Origin of the sequence: Streptomyces sp. NPDC127595 (genome assembly GCF_042671685.1) — a bacterium.
In the GTDB taxonomy this organism is placed as follows: Bacteria; Actinomycetota; Actinomycetes; order Streptomycetales; family Streptomycetaceae; genus Streptomyces.
The window spans coordinates 656703-681099 of sequence record NZ_JBHXWK010000003.1; the positions used below are offsets into that span (position 1 = coordinate 656703).

The 24397-nt window shown below is 69.1% G+C and carries 17 protein-coding genes, 2 tRNA genes and 2 pseudogenes; 15 read left to right on the forward strand and 6 right to left on the reverse strand.

Going from position 1 to position 24397, the window contains the following annotated elements:
• The first annotated feature begins 107 nt into the window (after positions 1-107).
• The 4 genes from ACFVKT_RS14035 to ACFVKT_RS14050 all read left to right on the forward strand — a co-directional run bounded on the left by ACFVKT_RS14035 (position 108) and on the right by ACFVKT_RS14050 (position 7531).
• Positions 108-2381 (forward strand): DEAD/DEAH box helicase, encoded by a 2274-nt coding sequence (locus tag ACFVKT_RS14035; protein WP_385730977.1) that lies wholly within the window; start codon positions 108-110, stop codon positions 2379-2381.
• A 199-nt stretch (positions 2382-2580) separates the two neighbouring features.
• Entirely contained in the window at positions 2581-5700 is a 3120-nt protein-coding gene (locus ACFVKT_RS14040) for an FG-GAP repeat domain-containing protein (protein WP_385730979.1), read from the forward strand.
• A gap of 61 nt (positions 5701-5761) precedes the next feature.
• Positions 5762-7315 (forward strand): amino acid permease, encoded by a 1554-nt coding sequence (locus ACFVKT_RS14045; RefSeq protein WP_385730981.1) that lies wholly within the window; start codon positions 5762-5764, stop codon positions 7313-7315.
• A 143-nt stretch (positions 7316-7458) separates the two neighbouring features.
• A tRNA-Lys gene (locus ACFVKT_RS14050) sits at positions 7459-7531 on the forward strand.
• A gap of 136 nt (positions 7532-7667) precedes the next feature.
• On the opposite strand, the pseudogene ACFVKT_RS14055 reads toward ACFVKT_RS14050, so the two are convergent.
• Positions 7668-7952: pseudogene (locus ACFVKT_RS14055) on the reverse strand (SAM-dependent methyltransferase); the annotation flags it as partial.
• A 56-nt stretch (positions 7953-8008) separates the two neighbouring features.
• Here ACFVKT_RS14055 and ACFVKT_RS14060 point away from each other — a divergent pair.
• The 3 genes and pseudogenes from ACFVKT_RS14060 to ACFVKT_RS14070 form a co-directional block, all read left to right on the forward strand.
• A pseudogene (locus ACFVKT_RS14060) lies at positions 8009-8236 on the forward strand (hypothetical protein); the annotation flags it as partial.
• Positions 8237-8286: 50 nt separating this feature from the next.
• Positions 8287-9183: an ATP-binding cassette domain-containing protein gene (locus tag ACFVKT_RS14065; RefSeq protein WP_385730983.1), complete on the forward strand. Its 897-nt coding sequence runs from the start codon at positions 8287-8289 to the stop codon at positions 9181-9183.
• Complete coding sequence (locus tag ACFVKT_RS14070) at positions 9180-9839, forward strand: hypothetical protein (protein ID WP_385730985.1); 660 nt, start codon at positions 9180-9182, stop codon at positions 9837-9839. The genes ACFVKT_RS14065 and ACFVKT_RS14070 overlap by 4 nt, the downstream gene beginning before the upstream one ends.
• A gap of 161 nt (positions 9840-10000) precedes the next feature.
• On the opposite strand, the gene ACFVKT_RS14075 is transcribed toward ACFVKT_RS14070, so the two are convergent.
• Positions 10001-10141, reverse strand: a complete 141-nt coding sequence (locus ACFVKT_RS14075; protein WP_385730987.1) for a hypothetical protein — start codon at positions 10139-10141, stop codon at positions 10001-10003.
• 218 nt (positions 10142-10359) lie between these two features.
• Positions 10360-10761 (reverse strand): hypothetical protein, encoded by a 402-nt coding sequence (locus ACFVKT_RS14080; protein ID WP_385730989.1) that lies wholly within the window; start codon positions 10759-10761, stop codon positions 10360-10362.
• 832 nt (positions 10762-11593) lie between these two features.
• Between ACFVKT_RS14080 and ACFVKT_RS14085 the strand changes: the two genes are divergently transcribed.
• Positions 11594-12496, forward strand: a complete 903-nt coding sequence (locus ACFVKT_RS14085; protein WP_385730991.1) for a UTP--glucose-1-phosphate uridylyltransferase — start codon at positions 11594-11596, stop codon at positions 12494-12496.
• A 109-nt stretch (positions 12497-12605) separates the two neighbouring features.
• On the opposite strand, the gene ACFVKT_RS14090 is transcribed toward ACFVKT_RS14085, so the two are convergent.
• A complete protein-coding gene (locus tag ACFVKT_RS14090; RefSeq protein WP_385730993.1) occupies positions 12606-13760 on the reverse strand; it encodes an arabinogalactan endo-beta-1,4-galactanase in 1155 nt (384 codons plus the stop codon).
• Positions 13761-14233: 473 nt separating this feature from the next.
• Here ACFVKT_RS14090 and ACFVKT_RS14095 point away from each other — a divergent pair, with 473 nt between their 5' ends.
• From ACFVKT_RS14095 to ACFVKT_RS14110, 4 genes are all read left to right on the forward strand, one after another.
• The gene (locus tag ACFVKT_RS14095; protein ID WP_385730995.1) at positions 14234-15259 is read left to right on the forward strand and encodes a UDP-glucuronic acid decarboxylase family protein; all 1026 of its coding nucleotides are present in this window, start codon (positions 14234-14236) and stop codon (positions 15257-15259) included.
• A gap of 89 nt (positions 15260-15348) precedes the next feature.
• Positions 15349-17295, forward strand: a complete 1947-nt coding sequence (locus ACFVKT_RS14100; protein ID WP_385730997.1) for a glycosyltransferase family 2 protein — start codon at positions 15349-15351, stop codon at positions 17293-17295.
• Between the two features lie 27 nt (positions 17296-17322).
• Entirely contained in the window at positions 17323-18357 is a 1035-nt protein-coding gene (gene galE, locus ACFVKT_RS14105; protein WP_385730999.1) for a UDP-glucose 4-epimerase GalE, read from the forward strand.
• A 25-nt stretch (positions 18358-18382) separates the two neighbouring features.
• Positions 18383-19717, forward strand: coding sequence for a UDP-glucose dehydrogenase family protein (locus ACFVKT_RS14110; protein ID WP_385731001.1), 1335 nt, complete (start codon positions 18383-18385; stop codon positions 19715-19717).
• 129 nt (positions 19718-19846) lie between these two features.
• Here the strand turns inward: ACFVKT_RS14110 and ribA are convergent, their stop codons facing one another.
• Positions 19847-20473, reverse strand: a complete 627-nt coding sequence (ribA, locus tag ACFVKT_RS14115) for a GTP cyclohydrolase II (RefSeq protein WP_385731003.1) — start codon at positions 20471-20473, stop codon at positions 19847-19849.
• A 173-nt stretch (positions 20474-20646) separates the two neighbouring features.
• Positions 20647-21156: a MarR family winged helix-turn-helix transcriptional regulator gene (locus tag ACFVKT_RS14120; protein ID WP_385731005.1), complete on the reverse strand. Its 510-nt coding sequence runs from the start codon at positions 21154-21156 to the stop codon at positions 20647-20649.
• Between the two features lie 148 nt (positions 21157-21304).
• Here ACFVKT_RS14120 and ACFVKT_RS14125 point away from each other — a divergent pair, with 148 nt between their 5' ends.
• From ACFVKT_RS14125 to ACFVKT_RS14135, 3 genes are all read left to right on the forward strand, one after another.
• Entirely contained in the window at positions 21305-22441 is a 1137-nt protein-coding gene (locus tag ACFVKT_RS14125) for a dihydrofolate reductase family protein (protein WP_385731007.1), read from the forward strand.
• Positions 22442-23011: 570 nt separating this feature from the next.
• Positions 23012-24223 (forward strand): alginate lyase family protein, encoded by a 1212-nt coding sequence (locus tag ACFVKT_RS14130; protein ID WP_385731009.1) that lies wholly within the window; start codon positions 23012-23014, stop codon positions 24221-24223.
• Positions 24224-24285: 62 nt separating this feature from the next.
• A tRNA-Met gene (locus ACFVKT_RS14135) sits at positions 24286-24359 on the forward strand.
• Positions 24360-24397: the final 38 nt, after the last annotated feature.

The window sequence follows — 24397 nt, forward strand, 5'->3', positions numbered from 1 at the left end:
GTGGCGCGTACTCTCCCTTGCCGTGGCCGGACCGCATAGAGGCGGTCGATTGCGACTTCACGGAGTTTGGGCGCGTGCCGTAGAACTCCGGAAGGTTCGCATTTCGCATGTCTGTTTCCAGTACTGATCACGTCGTCGTGCCCGAGAACAACGAGAACGACACCGTCGACACCGAGAGCGCCCAGAGCGTCCAGATCGTCGACACGGTCGAGGCTCCCGAGGCGTTCGAGACCTCCGAGGAGTCCGAGACCCCCGAGGAGTCCGAGACCCCGGGGATCACCTTCGGCTCCCTCGGTCTCCCCGACGGAATCGTCCGCAAGCTCGCGCAGAACGGCGTGACCGCCCCCTTCCCGATCCAGGCCGCGACCATCCCGGACGCCCTGGCCGGCAAGGACATCCTCGGCCGCGGCCGCACCGGCTCCGGCAAGACCCTCTCCTTCGGTCTGCCGCTGCTGGCTGCGCTGTCCGGCGGCCACACCGACAAGAAGAAGCCCCGCGGCATCATCCTCACGCCGACGCGTGAGCTCGCGATGCAGGTCGCGGACGCGCTTCAGCCGTACGGCGACGTACTCGGCCTGAAGATGAAGGTCGTCTGCGGCGGTACGTCGATGAGCAACCAGATGTACGCCCTGGAGCGCGGCGTCGACGTCCTCGTCGCCACCCCGGGCCGGCTGCGCGACCTCATCAACCGCGGCGCCTGCTCGCTGGAGAACGTCCAGGTCGCCGTGCTCGACGAGGCCGACCAGATGTCCGACCTGGGCTTCCTGCCCGAGGTCACCGAGCTGCTCGACCAGATCCCCGGCGGCGGCCAGCGCATGCTGTTCTCGGCCACCATGGAGAACGAGATCTCCACGCTGGTCAAGCGCTACCTGACCAACCCGGTCACGCACGAGGTCGACAGCGCCCAGGGCAACGTCACGACGATGTCGCACCACATCCTCATCGTGAAGCCCAAGGACAAGGCGCCGGTCACCTCCGCGATCGCCTCCCGCAAGGGCCGCACGATCATCTTCGTCCGCACCCAGCTGGGCGCCGACCGTATCGCCGAGCAGCTCTGCGAGTCCGGAGTGAAGGCCGACGCGCTGCACGGCGGCATGACCCAGGGCGCCCGCACCCGCGTCCTCGAAGACTTCAAGAAGGGTTACGTCAACGCGCTCGTCGCGACCGACGTCGCCGCCCGCGGTATCCACGTCGACGGCATCGACCTGGTCCTGAACGTGGACCCGGCCGGCGACCACAAGGACTACCTGCACCGCTCGGGCCGTACCGCCCGCGCGGGCCGCAGCGGCACCGTCGTATCCCTCTCGCTGCCGCACCAGCGCCGTCAGATCTTCCGGCTGATGGAGGACGCGGGCGTCGACGCCACGCGTCACATCATCAACTCCGGTACGGCCTTCGAGCCCGAGGTCGCCGAGATCACCGGCGCCCGCTCGATGACCGAGGTCCAGGCCGAGTCGGCGGGCAACGCGGCGCAGCAGGCCGAGCGCGAGGTCTCGAACCTCACGAAGGAGCTGGAGCGCGCGCAGCGTCGCGCCGTCGAGCTGCGTGGCGAGGCCGACCGCCTGGTCGCCCGCGCCGCGCGTGAGCGGGGCGACGACCCCGAGGCCGCGCTGGCCGAGGCCGCCCTCGTCGTGGAGGCAGCCGCTGCCGAGGCCGCTGCTGCGGAGCAGGCGGCAGTCGCCGCGGCACCGGTGCGCGAGGAGCGTCCGCGCCGTGACGACCGTGGCAACTACGAGCGGCGCGAGCGTCCTTCGGGCAACTCGGGCGGCTTCAACCGCGACCGTGGCGGTGACCGTGGTGGCTTCCGCCGTGACGACCGTCCCTCGGGCAACTCGGGCGGCTTCCGCCGTGACGACCGCCGTGACGACCGTCCCTCCGGCGGCTTCCGTCGTGACGACCGTCCGTCGGGTGGCTCGGGCAGCTCCGGCGGCTTCAACCGTGACCGTCGTGACGACCGCGGCGGCCGTTCCTTCGAGCGCCGTGACGACCGTCCCTCGGGCAACTCGGGCGGCTTCCGCCGCGACGACCGCCCGTCCGGCAACTCGGGCGGCTTCAACCGCGACCGTCGTGACGACCGTCCCTCGGGCAACTCCGGCGGCTTCCGTCGCGACGACCGCCCGTCGGGTGGCTCGGCCGGTTCGGCCGGTTCCGGTGGCTTCAACCGCGACCGTCGTGACGAGCGTCCGTCCACCCACCGTGGCAGCGACCGTCCCTTCAACCGCGACCGTCAGGGCGACCGCCCCACCGGCGGCTTCCGCTCCGGCGGCCACGACCGCCCGACCGGCCGTCGCGACGACCACCGCGGCGGCACCGGCACCGGTACCGCCACCGGCTCCTTCGGCCGCCGCGACGACAAGCCGCGCTGGAAGCGCAACGGCTGACCTGTATGAGCGCTGAGCGCCGTGGTCCCCCGCTCCGGGTGGGCCACGGCGCTCTGTCGTGCGGCCCCGGAAAACGCTCTCGCCCAGGCTTTCGCACCCGCTGTAAGATCAGCGGACTTATGAGGGGGATGCGACGGCCGGGGCCGGGGACATCTGATGCGGGGCCCGCTTCCTCTCGTGGCTTCTGGGGAGGATCGCCTTGATTCGTCATGCCTTCGTACATCACTCGCGGGTCAGACGCGTCGCCGTCGTCGTGGCGGCATCCGCGGTGCTCGCGGGCGGGTTGAGCCCGTTGCTGCCGGTGGCTTCGGCGACGGACGCGGCGCAGGAGACGGTGGTACCGGCGACGCTGGAGAGCAGCTACACGCGGTCGAGTCTCTTCTACCCCGACGAGATCTACGGTGGGGACGGAGCGGGCAGCGAGGGCGTCTTCCACCGGCTCTACGACCCCAACCGACTGGTGTGGACGCGGTACTCGGACGGCAAGTCCTTCGAGGTGCCGGCGGCCTCCACGGGCCTGGCCATCGACGGTGGGACGGGCAGCGACGTCGCGGCGTTCCGCTACCAGGACGGTCACGTCGACCTGTGGAACGCCGTCGACGGAACGATGAGCACCTTGCAGATCCCCGAGGGGCACAGCGTGTTGTCCGGGGTCTTCGGCGACATCGTCGCCACCCTCGAGACGGTCACCGCCGAGGACGGGACCACCACGCAGGTCAAGCACCTGCTGAGCGCGGGCCCCGACGGGACCACCCGTGACGTGGTCGTCTCGGGCATCCCCGAGGAGCTCAAGCTCGGAGGGCCGCGGCGCGGTGACGCCACGGGGCTCATCTTCAACGGCTCGGTCGACGGAACCATCCGCTCGGTGGCCGTCGACCCGCAGACCGGCCAGGTCCAGAGCTGGACCCAGGCCCGGCCCAGCGGCACTGCCTACACCGAGCTGTCGCCCGACTACCTGGTCCAGTACGGGGGCCCGTCCGCCTCGAAGGTGTACGTCTACTCCCGTGCCGACCTCTCGGCGGCCCCCGTCGAGGTGACCCTGGACGGTACCGACGGCGTGAACCCCGCCGACGACCTCTCGGTGGTCGGCGACTGGCTCGTCCACCGGCCCGCCGGCGGCACCAAGGTGACAGCCGTTCCGATCAAGGGCGGCGACCCGATCACCCTGCTCACCTCCTCCAACGACGGCATATCCGCCGCACCGTCCGGCAACGCCGTCGTCATCGGCCGCACCAGCGCCGGCGTCGACGACTGGGGGGTCCAGCGCATCCACCCCGGCGAGGACGGCAAGCCCGTCGTCGCGCTCGTCAAGGCGCTGCCGAAGCCGCCGTACGAGATCCAGGGCCTCGCGCTGGACCAGGGGCGGCTCCTGGTCGCCGACGAGAGCTGGGCCGGGTACCGGGACACCTATGTCCGGACCGTCTCCGCGACCGGCACGCCCCAGTTCGGTGCGCGCTCCTCGTACGACGGAAGCGACCTGGTGATGTACGACTGCCCGTCGGCGGAGGGTGGCTGCCGGATCTACGGCACCGCCGACAACCGTGCCGTCTGGCTGATGAAGGGCTCGGCCGACTACGACCTTCTCCGGGTCAACGGGCCCGCTGAGTACGGCTTCAGGGAGATCCGTGTCCCTGCCGGCGGCCAGATCACCGACGTGTCCGGCCAGTACGTGATCCACACGACCGCGACCCTGCAGAACGTCTACAAGATCGACGGCGGCAGTACCCCCGCCGTCACCCGAACCCCCGGCGCCGCCGCCCTCTCCGGCGACATTCTCTGGACGGCCGGCACGACCCCCGGCACCGTCACCGCGTACAACCTGACGACGAAGAAGACCACCGAGACCGTCACTACCGACGCCGGGTGTGCGCCCACCGAGCTCCAGGCGCTCGGCCGCTATCTCTACTGGACCTGCGACGGCAAGGCAGGCGTCTACGACCGCACGGCGAAGAAGTCCGTGCCCGTGCCGACGGGCGAGGCCAAGCTCGGCGACGGGTTCGTCGTCACGCACGACAAGCAGGCAGGGAAGCTGACACTCACCGCGGTCGCGGGTGGCACGCCCGAGAGCCGGGTCATCGGGGACCTTCCCGACACCGGCGTCTCGCAGCACGACGTGCGCTGGACCGTGGACGAGTCCGGGGCGAACGCCGCGTACGTCGACGACCAGGAGCAGGTGCACCTCGTACCGTCCGGAGTGCCGCAGCAGCCGCTGCGGCTGCTCGGTCCGGCGCAGAACGCGCCGTCCGTCGAGGCGCACGAGTTCGACACGACGCTCGACACGCTGACGACCGTGCTGCTGTCGAAGCCCTCCGCGAGCTGGCGGCTGACGGTGCGCAACCCCGCGACCGGCAAGGTCGTCGACACCCGGGACGGCGGCGCGGCGCGCGGCGAGCTGACCGTCGGGTGGGACGGCGACGACCCGACGGTGGGCGGGGACGTGTTCCTGCCGAACGGCACGTACGACTGGACGCTGTCCGTCTCGCCCGCGGACGGGGTCGGCGGGCCGCTGGAGGTGAAGGGCTCCGTGAGGCTGGAGAAGGGCAGTCCGGTGCGCCACGACCACCTCGGCGGCGACGCCGTCGGCGACCTGCTCACCCTCAACTCCTCCGGCGCTCTGACCTTCCAGCAGGGCACCGGCAAGGGCACGTTCTCCGGGAAGGTCACCGGCTCGGGCTGGGCCACCTCCGTCAAGGCCGTCCCCTTCGGCGACCTGAGCGGCGACCGCTGCAACGACGTCCTGGTACGGCTGAGCAGTGGGGCCCTGCGCCTCTACAAGCCTGGCTGCGATGCGGCGCTGAAGCCGTCGACGTCGTACACGACGCTCTCCACCAGCGGCTGGAACCAGTACGACGTACTGACCTCGCCGGGCGACGTCACCAAGGACGGCCGTCCGGACCTGATCGCCCGCAACTCCGCCACGGGAGCCGTGTACCTGTACAAGGGCACCAGCACCGGCAAGCTGTCGGCGCGCGTGAAGCTGTACGACAACTGGAAGACGTACAAGAAGATCGTGGGCGCCGGTGACCTGAACGGCGACGGTATCGGCGACCTTCTCGCGCAGGACAAGTCCAACAACCTCTACCGCTACTACGGCAAGGGCAACGGCACCTTCGCGGCCCGCGTGAAGGTCTCCGCCAACTGGGGCGCCACCTACAACGTGGTCGTCGGCGCCGGTGACATCACCGGCGACGGCAAGGCAGACCTCGTCGCACGCGACACGGCGGGCAATCTGTACCGCCAGACCGGCACGGGTAAGGGCACGTTCGCGGCCCGGGTGAAGATCGCCTCCGGCTGGCAGGGCTACAAGGGGATCTTCTAGGCGCAGTTTTCGGCCACCGTATGACGCATGTCACGCCCCCGGCGAGGGAATCGCTGGGGGCATGACAAACTCCGCGCAATCCGCGCGTGATGCCGGAGCGAGTGGGCCCTCGGACGAAGAACGGCTTGCCCAGCTCGGCTACACGCAGGTTCTCGCCCGCCGTATGTCGGCGTTCTCCAACTACGCGGTCTCCTTCACGATCATCTCGGTCCTGTCGGGCTGCCTGACTCTGTACCTGTTCGGCATGAACACCGGCGGCCCCGCCGTGATCACCTGGGGCTGGGTGGCCGTAGGCCTGATGACCCTCTTCGTGGGCCTGGCCATGGCCGAGATCTGCTCGGCGTACCCGACGTCGGCGGGCCTCTACTTCTGGGCGCACCGCCTCGCGCCCCCTCGTACGGCCGCCGCCTGGGCCTGGTTCACGGGCTGGTTCAATGTCCTCGGCCAGGTCGCGGTGACCGCCGGCATCGACTTCGGCGCGGCGTCCTTCCTGGGCGCCTACCTGAACCTCCAGTTCGACTTCGAGGTCACACCGGGCCGCACGGTGCTGCTGTTCGCCGGGATCCTGGTCCTGCACGGGCTGTTGAACACCTTCGGAGTCCGCATCGTCGGCCTCCTCAACAACATCAGCGTGTGGTGGCACGTGCTGGGCGTGCTGGTCATCGTCGGCGCCCTGACCTTCGTACCGGACGAACACCAGTCCGCCTCCTTCGTGTTCACGGAGTTCGTGAACAACACGGGCTGGGGCAGCGGCGTGTACGTCGTCGCCCTCGGCCTCCTCATGGCGCAGTACACCTTCACCGGCTACGACGCCTCCGCCCACATGACGGAGGAGACGCACGACGCGTCGACGGCCGGCCCCAAGGGCATCGTCCGCTCGATCTGGACGTCCTGGATAGCCGGCTTCGTCCTCCTCCTCGGCTTCACCTTCGCGATCCAGTCGTACGACGGTGCCCTCGGGTCGCCGACGGGGGTGCCGCCGGCCCAGATCCTGCTCGACGCCCTGGGCGCGACCACCGGCAAGCTGCTCCTGCTCGTGGTGATCGGCGCACAGCTGTTCTGCGGTATGGCGTCGGTCACGGCCAACTCCCGCATGATCTACGCCTTCTCACGCGACGGCGCGCTGCCCTTCTCGCGCGTCTGGCACACGGTGAACCCGCGCACGCGCACCCCGGTGGCGGCGGTCTGGCTGGCCGCCCTGGGCGCCCTGCTCCTGGGCCTGCCGTACCTCATCAACATCACGGCGTACGCGGCGGTGACCTCCATCGCCGTCATCGGCCTCTACATCGCGTACGTCATCCCCACCCTGCTGCGGATCCGCAAGGGCGAGGCCTTCGAACGCGGCCCCTGGCACCTGGGCCGCTGGTCCCGCCCGATCGGCGTCGTCTCGGTCCTCTGGGTCGCCGCCATCACGATCCTCTTCATGCTCCCCCAGGTCTCCCCGGTCACCTGGGAGACCTTCAACTACGCCCCGGTCGCCGTCCTCGTCGTCCTCGGCTTCGCCACCACCTGGTGGCTCGCCTCGGCCCGCCACTGGTTCCTCAACCCCGCCCACGAACGCACCCTCGCCCGCGAAGCGGCCCGCAAAGGGCCGGCCGAACCGGTCGATCCGTAACCTTGCGCCCTGTTGATCCCCAGCCGTACGCGCTTTCGGCGCGGCCGGGCCCCGATACCCGATCGGAGTCCCGGCCACGTCCCGCTATGCTCGGGGATGCATCACCACACGATCCCCAACGGGATCCCCGTGGACCGATGCGTGGACCCTTAGCTCAATTGGCAGAGCAGTGGACTTTTAATCCATTGGTTGTGGGTTCGAGTCCCACAGGGTCTACGGAGAAGCCCCAGGTCAAATTGGGTTTTGAGCTGGGGCTTCGGTGTGTTCTGAGGGCCTGGAGATCGATAGCCGGCCCGCTGCTGGCCCAAAGTGCGGACGATCATGGCACGAGGGCACCGGCCGGCGCCGTCGTTCAGGCGCGGGCGGAGACGATCAACGTCCCGATATGGCCGGGCTCCGGGGCACCGAGCACCTCCGCCGTGGCGGTGGCGAAACCGGCCCGGGTCAACAGCCGCTCCCACACCGCGGGCCGGTAGCTGTACCGGTAGGTGTGCATGGCCTTCCCCGCGAACCCGCCCTTGTACATGCCCTGCGGGCCGTAGGCGCCGGGGATGGCCGGCGGCTGGGAGAAGGCGAACATTCCGCCGGGTTGCAGGCGGGCATGGACAAGGGGGAAGAGCCTGCCCGGGTCCTTGAACCGGCCACCGTTGTAGAGGCGGCAGAGGCCCCACCAGACGGGGTGTCGTCGGTGACACAGAGGTCATGGCCGCTCAACTCGGCGCCCTCCTGGCGTCGATGGCACTGCCGTCCATGTCGCTGGGGATCATCCCCGTAGCTGCACCGCGAGAGCAGGTCATGTGGCCGCTGGAGCAGTTCACCGTCTTCGACGACGTGCGGGTCAACGTGGAGCTGCTCGCCGCGAAGATCACCGTCACGGCCCCGAGCACGCTGCCCATGCAAAGAGGACGGCGGGCGCCGTAATCTGCACGCATCTGGAGGTCGCCGTACCGGGCTAGGGGGGGGCACCTGTCTTGTTACGTCTTCAAGCGGTGAGCAAGCGCTATGGCCGTGGCGATTGGATTCTGAGAGACGTCGATGTGGAGGCCCCGGCGGGAGAAGTCGTGGCATTCGCCGGCGGGAACGGTTCGGGGAAGTCGACACTGCTGCGGATCGCGGTCGGGCTGTCCCGGCCGACCAGCGGCAGCGTGGCCGCGCGGCCACCCGTCGTGGGCTACGTCCCCGACCGCTTCTCCCCCGACGAACGCATGTCAGCTGTGGCGTACCTGACCCACATGGGCCGCGTTCGCGGGCTGACCACCTCCATCGCCTCGTCGCGCGCCCACCAACTGCTGGACAGGCTGGCACTGGTGGGCGGCAAGCAGGCCCCCCTGCGGAGCCTGTCGAAGGGCAACGCGCAGAAGGTCGCGCTCGCCCAGGCCCTGTTGACGGAGCCTGGGCTGCTCGTCCTGGACGAACCTTGGTCGGGTCTCGACGCGGATGCCCACGGCGTGCTGTCCGAGGTCATGACCGAGGTCGCCGACGCCGGTGGCACGGTGGTCTTCACCGACCATCGGGAATCGGTGACCCGGGCCCGTGCCACACGGACGTACACCGTCGGCAAAGGGCGCGTCTCGTTGCGCGGGCCGGAGCCTCGGGAGACCGATTACCGACCCTCGTCCGACATTGTGCTGACCGGGTCCCGAACGGGCGGCGTGCCCCAGGACCTCGTCTGGGAGCGGCTGGACGGCGTGCTGGCGGTGAGCCGGGAGGTCTCCGCGGTCAAGGTGAGAGTGGCACGTGAGGCAACCGACGCTCTGCTGTCCACCGCGCTCCAGCACGGCTGGTCCGTCGAGCGGGTGACACAGGTGACAGGAACGGTGCCGGCCCACTGCGAGCCGGACGTAGCCACCAACGGAGGCACGCGGTGATCGCGCTCATCCGCTATACGTTCGCCACCCTGCTGCACACGCAGCGCTACGCCGCCCCGCTGCTGATGTTCGTGGGCTTGATGGGTGTGCTGACCGTCAACGGCAGCGGCCCGCTGCCTCCCGCCTACGCCTCCTCCGCCGGTGCGATGTTCGTCTGCTCGACGTGGCTGACCATCGCCCTGATGAGCCTGGACGACCCGACCCAGCGGTCGATCGTCGTCGTCACTTCCGGCGGCGGGTCACTGAAGGTCCTGCTCGCGGCCATCGGAACCTCGCTGCTGAGCTGTCTGGTCCTCATGGTCTTCGGCCTGGTCTTCCCGTTGTGGATGGGAAGCTACGACGTGACCGCAGCCGATCTTCTGCTGGGGGCCGAAGCCCAACTCACGTGCGTACTCGTGGGCATCGCCATCGGCGTGCTGTGCTCACGCCTGGTTTTCAGGCGGCAGGGCTACGCACTGGTGGCCGCGCTCGCTCTGGTGATGGGCGCCCTCTTCGTCAAGGGCATGCCTCCGGTCAACCGGCTGTTCACCCTGATGGCGACGAGCCCCGATGCGGCGAAGCTCCTGGGACCCACGGGCGGCATGCTCGCGATCGCCGTGGTGATCCTGGTGGTGTTCGTGGTCATCACCCAATTCGTCGCCACACGGAGAGAGTAAGCCGCCGACGCCTGCCACAGCGACGTCGTCGACGACCCGTCCGGGTATGCATTGCGCGGGAACAGTTCGGCTGCCTGGCCGGTGGTGAAATGACGACTGGTCCGGCGACATAACCGCAGGGGCGCTGTCACGTTGCGGGTAAATGGATGCCTGACGGGGTGTCAGGGTGCGGCTCGGTCCCGGCGTCCCATCTCCGGTCCGCGCCGCAGAATGCGCGAGTAGATGCCCGGAGCACACAGGACCAGGTGCGTGACACGTTCGCCGAAGTGGCTGACCAGGTCCGCAGCCGCCTGAGCGCTCATGCTGTAACCGACAAGAATCAACGGAGCTTGTGCGGGGGAGGCGCGCCTCGATGAGAGAGGCAGCCTGATCTCGACGGCGGTCGAGAGTCGGCTCGGACCAGTCCCTTGAGCTCTGGCCACCTCCAGTGAAGTCGACGGATCTTCCGGGACGCGCTCAAGGCATGCCGGCAGGGGCGGGTGATCACATGCGGATTGCAAGCAGGTTCTCACCTTGCGCTTCAACCCCGGGCGGCAGGCTCGGCAAGCAGCTGCGAGACGCGCTGGGGTGAGACGCCCAGGACATGAGCAATGTCTCGGCCCGTCATGTTTTGACTCTTGAGGGCTGCGGCCGTTTGCCGCAGTTCAGCTGCTGCCTGCAGTTGCGCGTTGTGGGCGTCGACGGTCGCCTGGGTGGCAGCCTTTACGCGTCGGTTGAGTTCATCTCCAAGGTCGACCTTGAGTTGGACACCGTGGTCGGCTCCGAGCGCACCAGCTGCTCTCATGAGTGCGCGCCCGCTCTCGGCCGCGTCGCTGAGCCGGCGAACGTAGGCGGGTTCGAGTCCGTCCATTTCCAGCATCCATCCGCTGTCGACCCGGTGGGCCACGATCCGCGGCAGGTTCATTTCCGGCACCTCTCTCATGAAGGGATGGATAATCTAGCCCCCCTAGATGAGAAAATCTAGAGGGGATGGATGGTTGGCCGGCCCTCCCCGGCTGCGTCAACTCGACGTGCGAAGCAACCGCCTCACGTGGCTGGCAACGGAGCAGCGCCGGGACCCACCTAGCAAGATCACGCCAGGACTTATAACCCGTTGGTAGACCTGGGCGCGGGCGACGGCCTGTTTCGTGTCGTCGCCACCAGAGCGGCGAGGCAGGCGGCGAAATGAGGCCCGAGGCCCTGGCCCCTGGCCCTGCTCCGGATCGCCCGACACGCACCGCGGCAACCGGCACCGACACGCACCGCGGCAACCGGCACCGCGGCACAGGCACCGGCAAAGGCGCCGACCCCAGCGGCCGCGGCCGCGGCAGCGGAGCCGAGACGGTCCAGGTCGGTCCAGGTCGCCGGGACGGCTTCTCCGGAGTGAACGTCCCGTCAGCGAGGACGGATACCCGGCCTGAAGAGCGCAGTTCACCCCACTCCCGACCATCCACGCATCTGATGTGCGCCCTTGACGGGCCGCTGCGGCCGCCGGTTCAATTGATACCTGGGGTCGAATCAGTGCCCCACTAAAATCACCCCTTCGGGATCATGAACGCAAAGGCGCGCTCAGCCGACATACGGACGCTCAGCGATAAGCCGACCATTCAGGTCATGGGCGGTTGTTGCGACACGCAACGGCCTGCCGGGGAACATGGACGTTCCCCTCGGCGGGCGGCACACCCCACTTGTTCCGCCCGTACCTCAGCCTTGCCACGCCCTGCCATTCCCGTGGCCGATTCGGCGTGGCATCCCACTTTACGGAGAGAGATACCGTGCCCCCCACCATTCGCCGCGCGGTGATCCCTGCCGCCGGGCTCGGATCCCGCCTGTTGCCCCTCACCAAGGCAATACCCAAGGAAATGCTGCCGGTCGGCGACAAACCCGTGATCGAGCACACAGTGCGCGAACTCGTGGCGTCAGGGATCACGGACATCACCATTGTGGTCTCCGGCGGAAAATCCGTGATCCAGGACCATTTCCGCCCCAGCCCCGACCTTGTCGCCCGGCTGCGTGCCGACGGCAAAACCGCCTACGCGGACGCCGTTGAGGAAGTCGGCGAGCTGGCCCGGCAAGGTCATATCACCTACCTCGACCAGCACGGTCCTTACGGCAACGGCACCCCCGTTCTGAACGCCGCCCGGAATTTCGGTGATGAGCCGATAATCGTTCTCTGGCCGGACGACGTCTTCGTTGCCGAAGTGCCCCGGGCGCAGCAACTGATCCGTGCCTACGAGGTGACCAACGCCCCGGTGCTGGCCCTGCTGCCCATCGCCCCGGGGGATTCCGAGCGCTACGGCGTGCCCGTGGTCAAGGAGGACCTGGACGACGGACTGCTGCGGATCGTCGGCCTGGTCGAGAAGCCCAAGGCGCAGGACGCTCCCTCCGCGTTCGCCGCCATCGGTGGCTACGTGATCACCCCCGGCATCATCGACGAGCTGCGGGAGCAGACCGCGCGCTGGTACGAGCACCGCACCGGCGAGGTGTACCTGGCCGATGCCATCAACGCCTACGCGGGCAGCCGCGCGGTGTACGGGCAGGTCATCCAGGGCCGTTGGTACGACACCGGCAACCCGGCCGACTACCTGGTCGCGCAGTTCGCGTCCGCCCTGTCGCACCCGGAGTACGGGCCGGTCCTGCGGGCGCTCGCCCACGACCTGGACCACACCGGCGGCTGACCTGGCACCACCCGGCTCGCCCGGGGTGCGGCGGTCAGTCGCCGAGGGTGGAGCCCGCCCGGGGTGCGGCGGTCCGCCGCCGAGGGGAAATCCGCCCGGAGCGCGGCACTCAGCCGCCGAAGGTGGAGAGGGACGGGAGCCCGGTTCCTGACCAGTCGAACATGGTGAGGTTGCTGTAGGGGTTCACCCCGCCGAATGTCCAGGGCACCCCAGGTACCCAGGCGGGCTCCCACGCCAGAAAGCCCAGGCCGTGCCCCCCGGGTACCCGTGCGATCACGGTGCGCAGGGCGTCGAAGAAGGCGGCCTGCCCCTGGGGGGTGGGCGGGAAGCGGGTACCGTCCGGCAACTGGCCGACCTTCGTCACGAGGTGCTGTCCCTCGTCGCCCTCGGGCGGCAGTTTCCACGGATAGGCCGTCTCCACCACGAGCACGTCCTTGCCGTAACGGTTCGCCAGGTCGGTCAGGTTGGTCTGCAGGGCGGCCAGCGAACCGTGCCAGAAGGGGTAGTACGAGAGAGCGATCACGTCGAACCGGATGTCGACCGCGGCGAGGCGGTCGTAGAAGGAGTAGATGTCGACGCCCTCGCCGGAGTTGTCCACGTGGACGAGGGTGCGCAGCTCGGACGACGAGCCCTCCGCGGCTCCCTCAAGACCGGCCCGGAGCAGCTCGACGAAGCCTTCCCAGTGATCTCCCTGCGTGAAGTGGACCTGGCCGTTGGGCCACAACATGCCGTTGGTGACCTCGTTGCCGATCTGGACCATGTCCAGCGGGATGCCCTGCGCGGCGAACGCCCGCACGGTGTCGCGCGTGTAGGTGCGGACGGTGGCGGCGAGCGTATGCCAGTCCATGTCCGCCCACGCGGCGGGCGTCGTCTGGTGGGCGTTGTCGGCCCAGGTGTCGGAGTAGTGCAGGTCGAGCAGCACACCCATGCCGGCGCCACGGGCCCGGCGGGCCAACTCGATGGCCGAGGCGAGGTCGTAGCCGCCGGACGAGGGATTGACCCAGACCCGCAGGCGCATCACGTTCGCGCCGCGAGCGGCGAGGAGGCGCTCCACCGGAGCGGACTTCCCCTTGTCCTTGTACTTCTGGCCCGCGGACTCCGCCTGCAGAGTGCTGGACAGGTCCACGCCGCGCAGTGGGGGAGCAGGCGAGGTCATCGCGATGGGGGCCAGCTCGGCCTCCCCCTTCGCTTGGCAGCCGAGGCCCACCGGGGCGGCCAGCAAAGGCATCGCGGCCAGCAGTCTTCTCCGTGACAGCAAGCTCACTCCCGTCCGAAAGTGTCCATACGACAGGGAATGCGGCAACGGCCGCCCGCCACATTAACGGTACAACACCTGCACCCTGATTGGCGACCAAGCAGAAAAGGCGCCATTTCACACCTCCTCGTATTCTGGAGCGAATGGACACCATTTCCGGACGGTGGGCCGGCGTGACCGTCGACGGACTCCCGTTCGAATTCAAAGAGTACGCACAGAAAGCAGCACTCCGGAAACAAGTCGGCAACATAGATGGCGGGTCCAACGAATGCAAGAGGTTGGTGCCGAGTCGGGGGGTTAATGTGACGACGATCACACCTAAAAAGGCCTAGACCACTAACTCCTTGGAGTGCGATAGTTACTGAGCACGACGGGTATTTCCATTACTGCTCCGGAACTCTCACCCCGCACAGATGCTTCCTTTGCCGTGGGAAATCGCCCTCGCCCTCACACCTCACTCCCCCCACATTTCGAGGAGAATCGTGCGTATCGTCGTCACCGGAGGCGCCGGATTCCTGGGGTCGCATTTGTGCGATGCCCTGATCAATCGCGGCGATTCGGTCATCTGCGTCGACAATCTGTCAACTGGTCGGCGCGAAAACATCGAACACCTGCTGAGCCATGATGAATTCGAATTCATCTTGGCCGATGTGTCCGAGGAAATACCGGTTACGGTTCCTGTGGACGCCGTGGCCCACCTTGCGAGCCCCGCCTCCCCGCCCGACTACCACCGCATGCCCCTGGAGACGCTGGCGGTCGGCAGTCGCGGCACCGACAATGCACTGGCGCTGGCCCAACGCAGCGAAGCACGCTTCGTGCTGGCCTCCACGAGTGAGGTCTACGGCGACCCGCAGGTCCACCCGCAGACCGAGGACTACTGGGGACACGTGAACCCCATCGGTCCACGCAGCATCTACGACGAGGCGAAGCGCTTCGCGGAGGCGCTGACCAGCGCGCACCGGCGAACCGCCCAGGCCAACACCGGGATCGTCCGGATCTTCAACACCTACGGCCCCCGGATGCGCCCGCACGACGGCCGGGTGGTGACCAGCTTCATCTCCCAGGCGCTGAACGGTGATCCGCTCACGATCTACGGCGACGGCTCGCAGACCCGCAGCTTCTGCTACGTCGACGATCTCATCCGTGGCATCGTCGCGATGATCGACTCCACCGACCCGGGCCCCGTCAACCTGGGCAATCCGCATGAGCGCACGGTGGGCGAACTCGCCGAGCTGGTACTGCGGTTGACCAAGGCCGAGAGCACCATCGAGTACCACCCGCTGCCGGTCGACGACCCCGCCCGCCGCCGTCCCCTGATCACCCGGGCGCAGCAGGTACTGGGCTGGGAGCCGGTCGTCTCCGACGAGGACGGGCTCCGCCGCACCGTGCAGTACTTCCAGGGCCGGCCCGAGGAGGTCGAGGCCGCTCGCGAGGCGATCGCGGGAGGGCAACTCGACGGCGCGGTGGTTCCCGCGCAGGGCACGGTCGGCGTCGTCCAGGCCGCCTGAGGCCCTTCCGTCATCTCACGTCCCTTTCTTCCCCGCCGGCCGCCGCCCCCCTTGCGGCCGGCGGGAGCGACATCCTCGGAGTCCAGCAGATGAGCGTTCTGCGTCCAGGCGCCGGACCGTCCCCTTCCACTTCCGGTTCCAGTTCCGATTCCTCCACCTCCGCCTCCACGGCGTCCTCCCTCCTCCCCGCGGTCCGCGCCGGCGGCACCCTCGTCGCCCCCGCACTGGACGGCACACAGCTGGCCGAGGCCGTGCTCACACTCTCCGACGGCCACGTCGTCGGAATCCCGCCGAGCGGCCCGGTGTTCGACCGTTCCTCCGCCCGGTCCCGCCGGCTTCTCAGCGATACGTTCGTACCGGTGCTGGGCCGTGCCGACCGGATCGTGGTCGCCGTGCTGACCGCCGGCTGGCTGACCTGCCTGGGGCTGTTCTGGGCCTGGCTGCTCCAGCCGTCGCACCGGGTCGGCTGGCCGGGTCTCGCGATCAACGGCACGGTGCTGCTCTACCTGTCCGTGATGCCCGTCTACTTCATGGTCGGTGTCAACCGGCTCAAGCGGGTGGACCCTTCGATCGGCATCCCGCAACTGCGCGTGGCCTTCGTCGTGACGCGGGCGCCGTCCGAACCGTGGGACGTCGCCAGGACCACCCTCCGGGCGATGCTCGACCAGCGCTACCCCCACCCCTTCGACGTGTGGCTGTGCGACGAGTCGCCGACCGACGAGATACGTGTCTGGTGCGACGACAACAACGTCGGCGTGGTGACCCGCTTCGAGGTGCCGGACTACCACCGGACCACCTGGCCCCGCAGGACCCGGTGCAAGGAAGGCAACCTCGCCTACTTCTACGACCAGATCGGCTACTGGGACTACGACGTGGTGGCGCAGCTCGACTGCGACCACGTCCCCGAGCCCGGCTACCTCGCCGAGATGGTCCGGCCCTTCGCCGACGAGGCGATCGGCTACGTCGCCGCACCGAGCGTGTGCGACTCCAACGCCGAGCTGTCCTGGGCGGCGCGCGGCCGGCTGCACCGGGAGGCGACGTTCCACGGCCCGTCGCAGCTCGGACACAGCGCGGGGCTGGCGCCGGCGTGCATCGGCTCGCACTACGCGGTGCGTACCCAGGCACTGCGTTCCATCGGCGGCATCGGCCCGGAGCTGGCAGAGGACTTCTCGACCAGCTTTCTGCTCAACTCCGCGGGCTGGCAAGGTGCCTTCGCCATCGACGCCGAAGCGCACGGGGACGGTCCGCTGACCTTCTCGGCCATGCTGGTCCAGGAGTTCCAGTGGTCACGCAGCCTGACCACCGTCCTGCTCGACCTCGTTCCCCGGCATCTGCCCAGGCTGCCGTGGAAACTGCGGCTGCGATTCCTGTACGCCCTGTCGTACTACGTGCTGCTGGCGACGACCACGGTGGCCGGTATGGCTCTGGCGCCCGTCGCCGCGGTCACCGGCACCCCATGGATTCACGTCAACTACGTCGAGTTCCTGCTGCGCTGGTGGTCGATCTCGGCCTGGGTGCTCGCGCTGGCACTTCTGCTGCGGCGCCGAGGACTGCTGCGTCCCCGGCGCGCTCCCGTCATCAGCTGGGAGAACAACCTCTACTGCCTGACGCGCTGGCCACTGATCGCCTGGGGAGTGACAGCGGCGGTCATCCAGCGGATCAGGCCCCGGCAGATCACCTTCAAGGTCACTCCCAAGTCCGCCCTCGGCCTGGAACCTCTCCCCCTGCGGCTGACGCTCCCCTACCTGACGACGAACGTGCTGCTGGCAGCCGCCGCCCTCTACGCGGAGACCTGGACACACGCGGCCGGCTACGTCTTCCTGTGCCTGCTGGGATCGACGACGTACACGGTCGTGGGACTCCTCGTTCCGCTGCTGCACGCCGGGGAGGCCGCCCGCGCCGCCGGAGTCCGGCTGCGCACCGCGGTGCGCAGCACCGTGGCGGTCCCGCTGGTGGCGGGCGCGCTCGCGGCCGTGCCCGTCACCATCGCCATCGCCCGCTACCCCGCCTACGCCAGCGCGTTCCTCGGCTGGTAGCCGCGCCCGACGAAAGGGAGAACCCCTGTGCCCCAGACCGTCCTTGTCACCGGTGGCGCCGGCTTCATCGGCAGCCACACCTGTGTGGAGCTCCTCCAGCACGGCCACGAGGTCATCGTCGTCGATGACTTCTCCAACAGCTCGCCCCCGGCCCTGGACGCGGTGCAGAAGCTGGCAGGCCGGCCTCTGGTGTTCCACCAGGCCGATCTGCGCGACGGCGCGGCGCTGGACGCCGTGTTCACCGCCCACGAGATCGACTCGGTCATCCACTTCGCCGCCAAGAAGGCCGTGGGCGAATCGACCCGTATCCCGCTGGAGTACTACGACATCAACGTCAGCGGCACCGTCACCCTGCTCCGGGCCATGGTCCAGCACGGAGTGCACCGACTGGTGTTCTCCTCGTCCTGCTCGATCTACGGCGAGACCCCGAAGGTCCCGCTGGACGAGGACGACCCCGCCGCCCCCGCCAACCCGTATGCGCGGACCAAGTACCTGTGTGAACAACTGCTCGCCGATACGTGCGCGAGGTACCCCGAGCTGTCGGTGATCGCCCTGCGCTACTTCAACCCGATCGGCGCCCACCCGAGCGGGGAGATCGGCGAGGACCCGACCGGCATACCGAACAACGTGCTGCCCTACATGGCCCAGGTCGCCGTCGGGCGCCTCACCGAACTGCCCGTCTTCGGCGACGACTACCCCACCCCCGACGGCACCGGAGTACGCGACTACATCCACGTCTCCGATGTCGCCGACGGCCACCGTGTCGCCCTCGACCACCTCGACGACGAGCAGGGTCTGCGGGTGTTCAACCTCGGTACCGGGACCGGCGCATCGGTCCTGGAGCTCCTGGCCGAGTTCACGAGGGCCGTCGGCGCCCCCGTCCCGTACCGCATCCAGGCACGCCGCGCCGGTGACGTGCCCACCCTCATCGCCGACCCCGGCCGCGTCGAGCGCGCCTGGGGCTGGCGGACCACCCGCGACCTCACCGCCATGTGCGCCGATGCCTGGCGTTTCCAGCAGCTCCACCCCAACGGCTACTCCAGCGGTTCCCCCACCGTCTGATCCGCATTACGAGGAGGCCCCCCACATGCGTCTCACCGTCATCGGCACCGGGTATCTCGGTGCCGTCCACGCCGCCTGCATGGCCGAGATCGGTCATGACGTCCTCGGTGTCGATGTCGACACCGCCAAGATCGAAGCACTGGCCGCCGGCCGGACCCCGTTCCACGAACCGGGTCTGGACGAGATACTTGCCCGCAACGTCGAAGCCGGCAGGCTGCGCTTCTCCACCTCGCTCACCGAGGCCGCCGAGTTCGGTGACGTCCACTTCATCTGCGTCGGCACCCCGCAGAAGCCCGGGTCCAACGCCGCCGACATGCGCTACATCGACGCCGTCGTCGATGGCCTCGCCCCGCATCTGCACCGCGACACGCTGGTCGTAGGGAAGTCCACCGTCCCCGTCGGCACCGCGGCATACGTCACCGAGCGGATCCGGACCCTCGCCCCGGTCGGGACGGCCGCCACGCTGGCCTGGAACCCCGAGTTCCTCCGCGAGGGCTTCGCGGTCCAGGACACCCTGCACCCCGACCGGCTGGTCGTCGGCGTCACCTCCCCGGCCGACGAGGACCTGCTCCGCGCTGTCTACGCCCCGATACTCGACAGCGACAGCACACCGTGGATCTCCACCGACCTCGCCACGGCCGAGCTCGTCAAGGTGTCCGCCAACGCCTTCCTCGCCACCAAGATCTCCTTCATCAACGCCATCGCGGACGTCTGCGACGCAGCCGGCGGCGATGTCACCACCGTCGCCAAGGCCATCGGTTACGACGCCCGCATCGGCCCGCGCTTCCTGTCCGCGGGCCTGGGCTTCGGAGGCGGCTGCCTGCCGAAGGACATTCGCGCCTTCCTCGCCCGCGCGACAGAACTCGGCGTACAGGACTCGATGGCCTTCCTCAAGGAGGTCGACGAGATCAACATGCGGCGACGGCTGCGTACCGTAGACCTGGCCCGCGAACTCGTCGGCGGCTCCTTCCTCGGCCGCAACATCGCGGTGCTCGGCGCGGCCTTCAAGCCCGACAGCGACGACGTACGGGACTCCCCCGCGCTCAACGTCGCCGCCGCGATCCAGCTGCAGGGCGGCCGGGTCCGCGTCCACGATCCCGCCGCGATCGACAACGCCCGCGCCGTGTTCCCGACCCTGGACTACGCCCTCGACATCGACAAGGCGTGCGAACAGGCCGACCTGATCCTCCATCTCACCGAATGGCAGGAGTACCGCGACCTCGACCCCGAGGCGCTGGCCGCGACGGTGCGCAGCCCACGGATCCTCGACGGCCGCAACGCGTTGCCGGCGGAGCGCTGGCAGGCGGCGGGGTGGACCGTACGCGCACTCGGCCGGACCTTCGCCGGCACCACAGTGTGAGCCGGAGCGCCCGGTGAACCGGAGCGCCCGGTGAACCGGTAGAACCGAAGACCGAGGAGCCCGTCGGTACCCCCACGACGACGGGCTCCTCTGCGCGTTCCCGGTCAGGAGCCGGAGACGGCTGGACTGTCAGCCCGCCGTCAGCTCCGGCAGCGGAAGCGTGTGCTGGGTCTGGAGGACCTTCGCTCGGAGGTAGCGGACGTTGTGGGCGGTGGTGAAGACACCTGTGGGGACGCGGTGGGTGACCGTGACGCCCAGGTCGCGGAGCTGGTCGGCCTTGTCGGGGTTGTTGGAGAGCAGGTCCAGGGAGTTGATGCCGAGGGCCTGGAGCATCTGGGCGGCGGCGGTGTAGTCGCGGCCGTCCTCGGGGAGCCCGAGCGCGGCGTTCGCGGCGTAGGTGTCGAGGCCCTGGTCCTGGAGGGCGTACGCGTCGAGCTTGTTGTAGAGGCCTATGCCGCGGCCCTCCTGGCGGAGGTAGAGCAGGACGCCGCCGCGGTCCGCGATCCGTTCCACCGCCTCGCGCAGCTGCGGGCCGCAGTCGCAGCGGGCCGAGCCGAAGACGTCGCCGGTCAGGCACTCGGAGTGCAGCCGGACCAGCGGGTTCGCCCCGGGTTCGCCCAGGACGACGGCCAGGTGTTCCAGGCCGTCGGTGAGGCCGTGGAAGGTGACCAGCTCGCCGTCGACCGTGTAGCCGTCGCCGAAACGCAGGGGCACGGTGACTCGGGTGCGCACCGTGGCGGTGGGGTAGTCGCGCATGTTGTCTCTCCGGTCCGGTCCAGCGGGGTCGTGCATCGGCTCAGTGCTCAGAGGCGTAGTGCTCACAGCTTGGTGCTTAAGATTTGAAGCACATCGTTGGAGACGCACAGTACATGGTGCTTTAAAGTTCAAGCAATGGGTTTCGCGATCCTACGCCTCATGCGGCTCGTGCCTCATGGTGTGGATGAACGCCGCCGCCACGGCAGATCTTCCCCGGAAGCCCTGGCATTCTCGCCCTCGATCGCCCGCGTGACCTTCCGGCAGATCTCCTCCAGCTGCCCGACCTCCTCGGCGGTCAACTGGTCGAAGAGCGCGCTCCGTACGGTCTCCACATGCCCCGGCGCCGCCCGCTCCAGGACCGCCATGCCCTCGTCCGTGAGTACGGCGACATGGCCGCGCCTGTCGCTGGGGCAGCCCTCACGGCGTACCGTGCCGTCGTTCTCCAGCCGGGTCACGGCGTACGTCAGACGGCTGCGGGTGATCTTCAGGATCTCCGCGAGCTCGGTCATCCGCAGCCGCCGGTCCGGTGCCTCCGAGAGCATGGCGAGGATGGAGTAGTAGAGGTGCGGCATACCCGCCTGCGCCTGCAGCCCGCGGTCGATCGCGTCGCCGACGAGGGAGGTCGCGGAGATGTACGAGCGCCAGGCGCGCTGTTCTGCGGGGGAGAGCCAGCGGGTCGTCATACCACCAGTGTAGGTATTGTTTAAAAGTTGAACCACCAGAACCACCACCGGCCGGGCAGATCACAGGCCACGGGCCACCATTGAGTCGTATCGAGTCAGTCGTACCGAGTCAGTCGTATCGAGCTTCGTGAGCTGGAGTGTGCGCCCCATGCCCCACCCCTACGTCCTGCTGTCCGCCGCCGTCTCCCTCGACGGGTTCCTCGACGACAACGGTCCCGAACGGCTGCTCCTCTCCGGTGCGGCCGACTTCGACCGCGTCGACGAGGTACGGGCCTCCAGCGACGCGATCCTGGTCGGCGCCGGCACCCTCCGCACGGACAACCCCCGGCTGCTGGTCAACTCGGCCGAGCGGCGGGCGGCGCGGGTCGCCGCGGGGCGCTCCGAGTACCCGCTGAAGGTCACGGTCAGCGCGTCCGGTGATCTCGATCCCGCCGCGCGGTTCTGGCACACCGGCGGCGAGAAGATCGTCTACACGACCGACAAGGGCGCCGAGCGGCTGCGCGGACTGGGGCTGGGGCTGGACACCGACGTCGTCCCGGTCGGCCCCGAACTGGACTGGCGGGCCGTCCTCGAACACCTTCATGACGTACGAGGTGTGCGGCGCCTCATGGTCGAGGGGGGCGGCCGGGTGCACACGCAGTTGGTACGGGAGGGGCTCGCGGACGAGATCCAGCTCGCCGTCGCCCCGCTGTTCGTCGGGGAGACGGACGCGCCCCGGCTCTTCGGGCCAGGCCCGTATCCCCCCGGGCGGCTGCGGATGGTGGAGACGCGGGCCGTCGGGGACGTCGTGCTCATCCGGTACGTCCCCACCGCGCCCGGAGCCGGTGGGCTCGCCTCCGCCGCCGACCGGCGCTGGCTGGGGGTTGCCTGCGAGCTGGCTGCGTTGTGTCCGGCGTCGGAGAGTGCGTTCAGTGTGGGGGCGGTTGTGGTGGCCGCGGACGGGACCGAGCTGGCGCGCGGGTACTCCCGGGAGGGGGGCGATCCTGTCGTGCACGCCGAGGAGGCCGCGCTTGCCAAGGTCGATCCTGCCGATCCGCGGCTGTCGTCCGCCACGGTGTACAGCAGTCTTGAGCCGTGTGCTCGGCGGGCGTCTCGGGCGGTGCCCTGTGCGCGGTTGATCGTTGATGCCGGGGTGCGGCGGGTTGTCACTGCTTGGCGGGAGCCGGACACGTTCGTGGCGGGGGCTGATGGGAAGGGGGTTCTGGTGGCGGCGGGGGCCTCGGTCGTCGTGCTTCCGGAGTACGAGGAGCTTGCGGTGGCGCCGAATCGGCATCTGGTGGGGTAGGGGGAGCTCGCGGCGGGGGGGGGGGGGGGAGTTTTTCGCCCCCTCCGCCCCTGCCCGTCCCTTGTTTCTGGGGGCTGCCGCCCCCAGACCCCCGCTTCGGCCTGAACGGCCTCGTCCTCAAACGCCGGACGGGCTGAAACCTCGCCCCCGTGGGTGGGTGGGGGGTCGGGATGGGACCGTCTCGTCCTCGAACGCCGGGCGGGCTGAAACCTTGCCCCCGTGGGTGGGTGGGGGGTTGGGACGGCACCGTCTCGTCCTCGAACGCCGGGCGGGCTGAAACCTTGCCCCCGTGGGTGGGCGGGGGTCGGGACGGGACCGTCTCGTCCTCGAACGCCGGGCGGGCTGAAACCTCGCCCCCGTGGGTGGGTGGGTGGGGGGTCGGGACGGGACCGTCTCGTCCTTAAGCGCCGGACGGGCTGGAACCTCACCCCGCGGGTTGGTGGGGGACGGCGCGGCCTCGTCGTGAAACGCCGAACAGGCTAAAGATCTCCCGCCCGGGCTAAGAGATCCTGCGCTCCCTCCCCCCACCCGTCAGGCTGCTTCTGAGCCGACACGGAGGTAGGAGTGGCGATGGGGTCAGTGGGGCGGCGGGTGACGGCGGTGGTGTTGGTGCCGTTGTTGGTGGGGCTGGTGGCGTCGTGCGGGATGTCGTCGCAGGGGCGGACGGTGCGGGCGCGGGCCAAGGACGCGGCGTTCGAGCACCCCGGAGTGCTCGTGAGCAAGGACCAGCTGACCGCCGTACGCAAGCACGTGGACGCAGGGGAGCAGCCGTGGCTGCGGGCGTTCCTGGACATGCGGGACAGCAAGTACGGGTCGTACAAGTACCAGGCGAAGCCGTACGCCACCGTCGAGTGTCCGCCGGGCACGCGGGCGGGGCACGGCTGCGTCGAGGAGCGTGAGGACGCGATCGCGGCGTACACGCAGGCCTTGCTGTGGAGCATCACGGGCAAGCAGGAGCACGCCGACAAGGCGGTTCAGATCATGGACGCCTGGTCGGCGAAGGTGCGCAGGCACACGGCGGGGAACGCCGGCCTGCAGACCGCGTGGGCCGGGTCCACCTGGGCGCGGGCCGCGGAGATCGTGCGGCACACGGGGGCGAAGTGGCCCGAGACGGGCGTGGCGCGGTTCCAGGGCATGCTGCGGACCGCCTACCTCCCCGAAGTCAGCAGGAAGGTCCCGGACTTCAACGGGAACTGGGATCTCGTCATGACCGATGCCGCGATGGGTATCGCCGTGTTTCTCGATGACCACAAGGCCTTCGACGAGGCCGTCGAGCGGTTCCGGCAGCGCGTGCCCGCGTACTTCTACCTCGCGAAGGACGGGAAGGTGCCGCTGACGCCCGTCGGCAGCACCGTCGACACCCCGCAGAAGCTGACCACGTACTGGTTCGGGCAGCAGCGGTACACGGACGGGGTCTCGCAGGAGACCTGCCGCAACTTCAAGCACGTCGGGTACTCGCTCGCCGCCACCGCGCACATCGCCGAGACCGCCTGGCACCAGGGCGTCGACCTCTACCGCGGCGTCAAGGACCGGCTGAAGGCGGCGCTCGACTTCCACTCCAGGTACCAGATGGGGGAGGCGGCGCCCGCGTGGCTGTGCGGCGGGCGGATCGACCGGAACATGGGGCCCGACCTGGAGGTCGCGCTCAACCACCTGGAGGACCGGCTCGACGTACACGTCCCGGCCGCCCACCGGCTGGCCGAGCAGACGCGGCCGGCCGGCACCGACGATCTCTTCGTGTCCTGGGAGACCCTCACGCACGCCGGGAATCCGGCCGCCTGAGGGGGGTGGCGGCAACGCTGGTGCAGCAGGCCCCGCGAATGGCGTACAGTTGGGTTCAACGACGCGGGGTGGAGCAGCTCGGTAGCTCGCTGGGCTCATAACCCAGAGGTCGCAGGTTCAAATCCTGTCCCCGCTACTGAAGGCCAAGGGCCGGAACTCGGATTCACGAGTTCC

Coding starts and splice junctions, on each gene's coding strand:
- ACFVKT_RS14035 (WP_385730977.1), top strand. CDS start 108: ATGTCTGTTTCCAGTACTGATCACGTCGTCGTGCCCGAGAACAACGAG.
- ACFVKT_RS14045 (WP_385730981.1), top strand. CDS start 5,762: ATGACAAACTCCGCGCAATCCGCGCGTGATGCCGGAGCGAGTGGGCCC.
- ACFVKT_RS14075 (WP_385730987.1), bottom strand. CDS start 10,141: ATGAGCGCTCAGGCGGCTGCGGACCTGGTCAGCCACTTCGGCGAACGT.
- ACFVKT_RS14080 (WP_385730989.1), bottom strand. CDS start 10,761: ATGAGAGAGGTGCCGGAAATGAACCTGCCGCGGATCGTGGCCCACCGG.
- ACFVKT_RS14100 (WP_385730997.1), top strand. CDS start 15,349: ATGAGCGTTCTGCGTCCAGGCGCCGGACCGTCCCCTTCCACTTCCGGT.
- ACFVKT_RS14110 (WP_385731001.1), top strand. CDS start 18,383: ATGCGTCTCACCGTCATCGGCACCGGGTATCTCGGTGCCGTCCACGCC.
- ribA (WP_385731003.1), bottom strand. CDS start 20,473: ATGCGCGACTACCCCACCGCCACGGTGCGCACCCGAGTCACCGTGCCC.
- ACFVKT_RS14120 (WP_385731005.1), bottom strand. CDS start 21,156: ATGACGACCCGCTGGCTCTCCCCCGCAGAACAGCGCGCCTGGCGCTCG.
- ACFVKT_RS14125 (WP_385731007.1), top strand. CDS start 21,305: ATGCCCCACCCCTACGTCCTGCTGTCCGCCGCCGTCTCCCTCGACGGG.
- ACFVKT_RS14130 (WP_385731009.1), top strand. CDS start 23,012: ATGGGGTCAGTGGGGCGGCGGGTGACGGCGGTGGTGTTGGTGCCGTTG.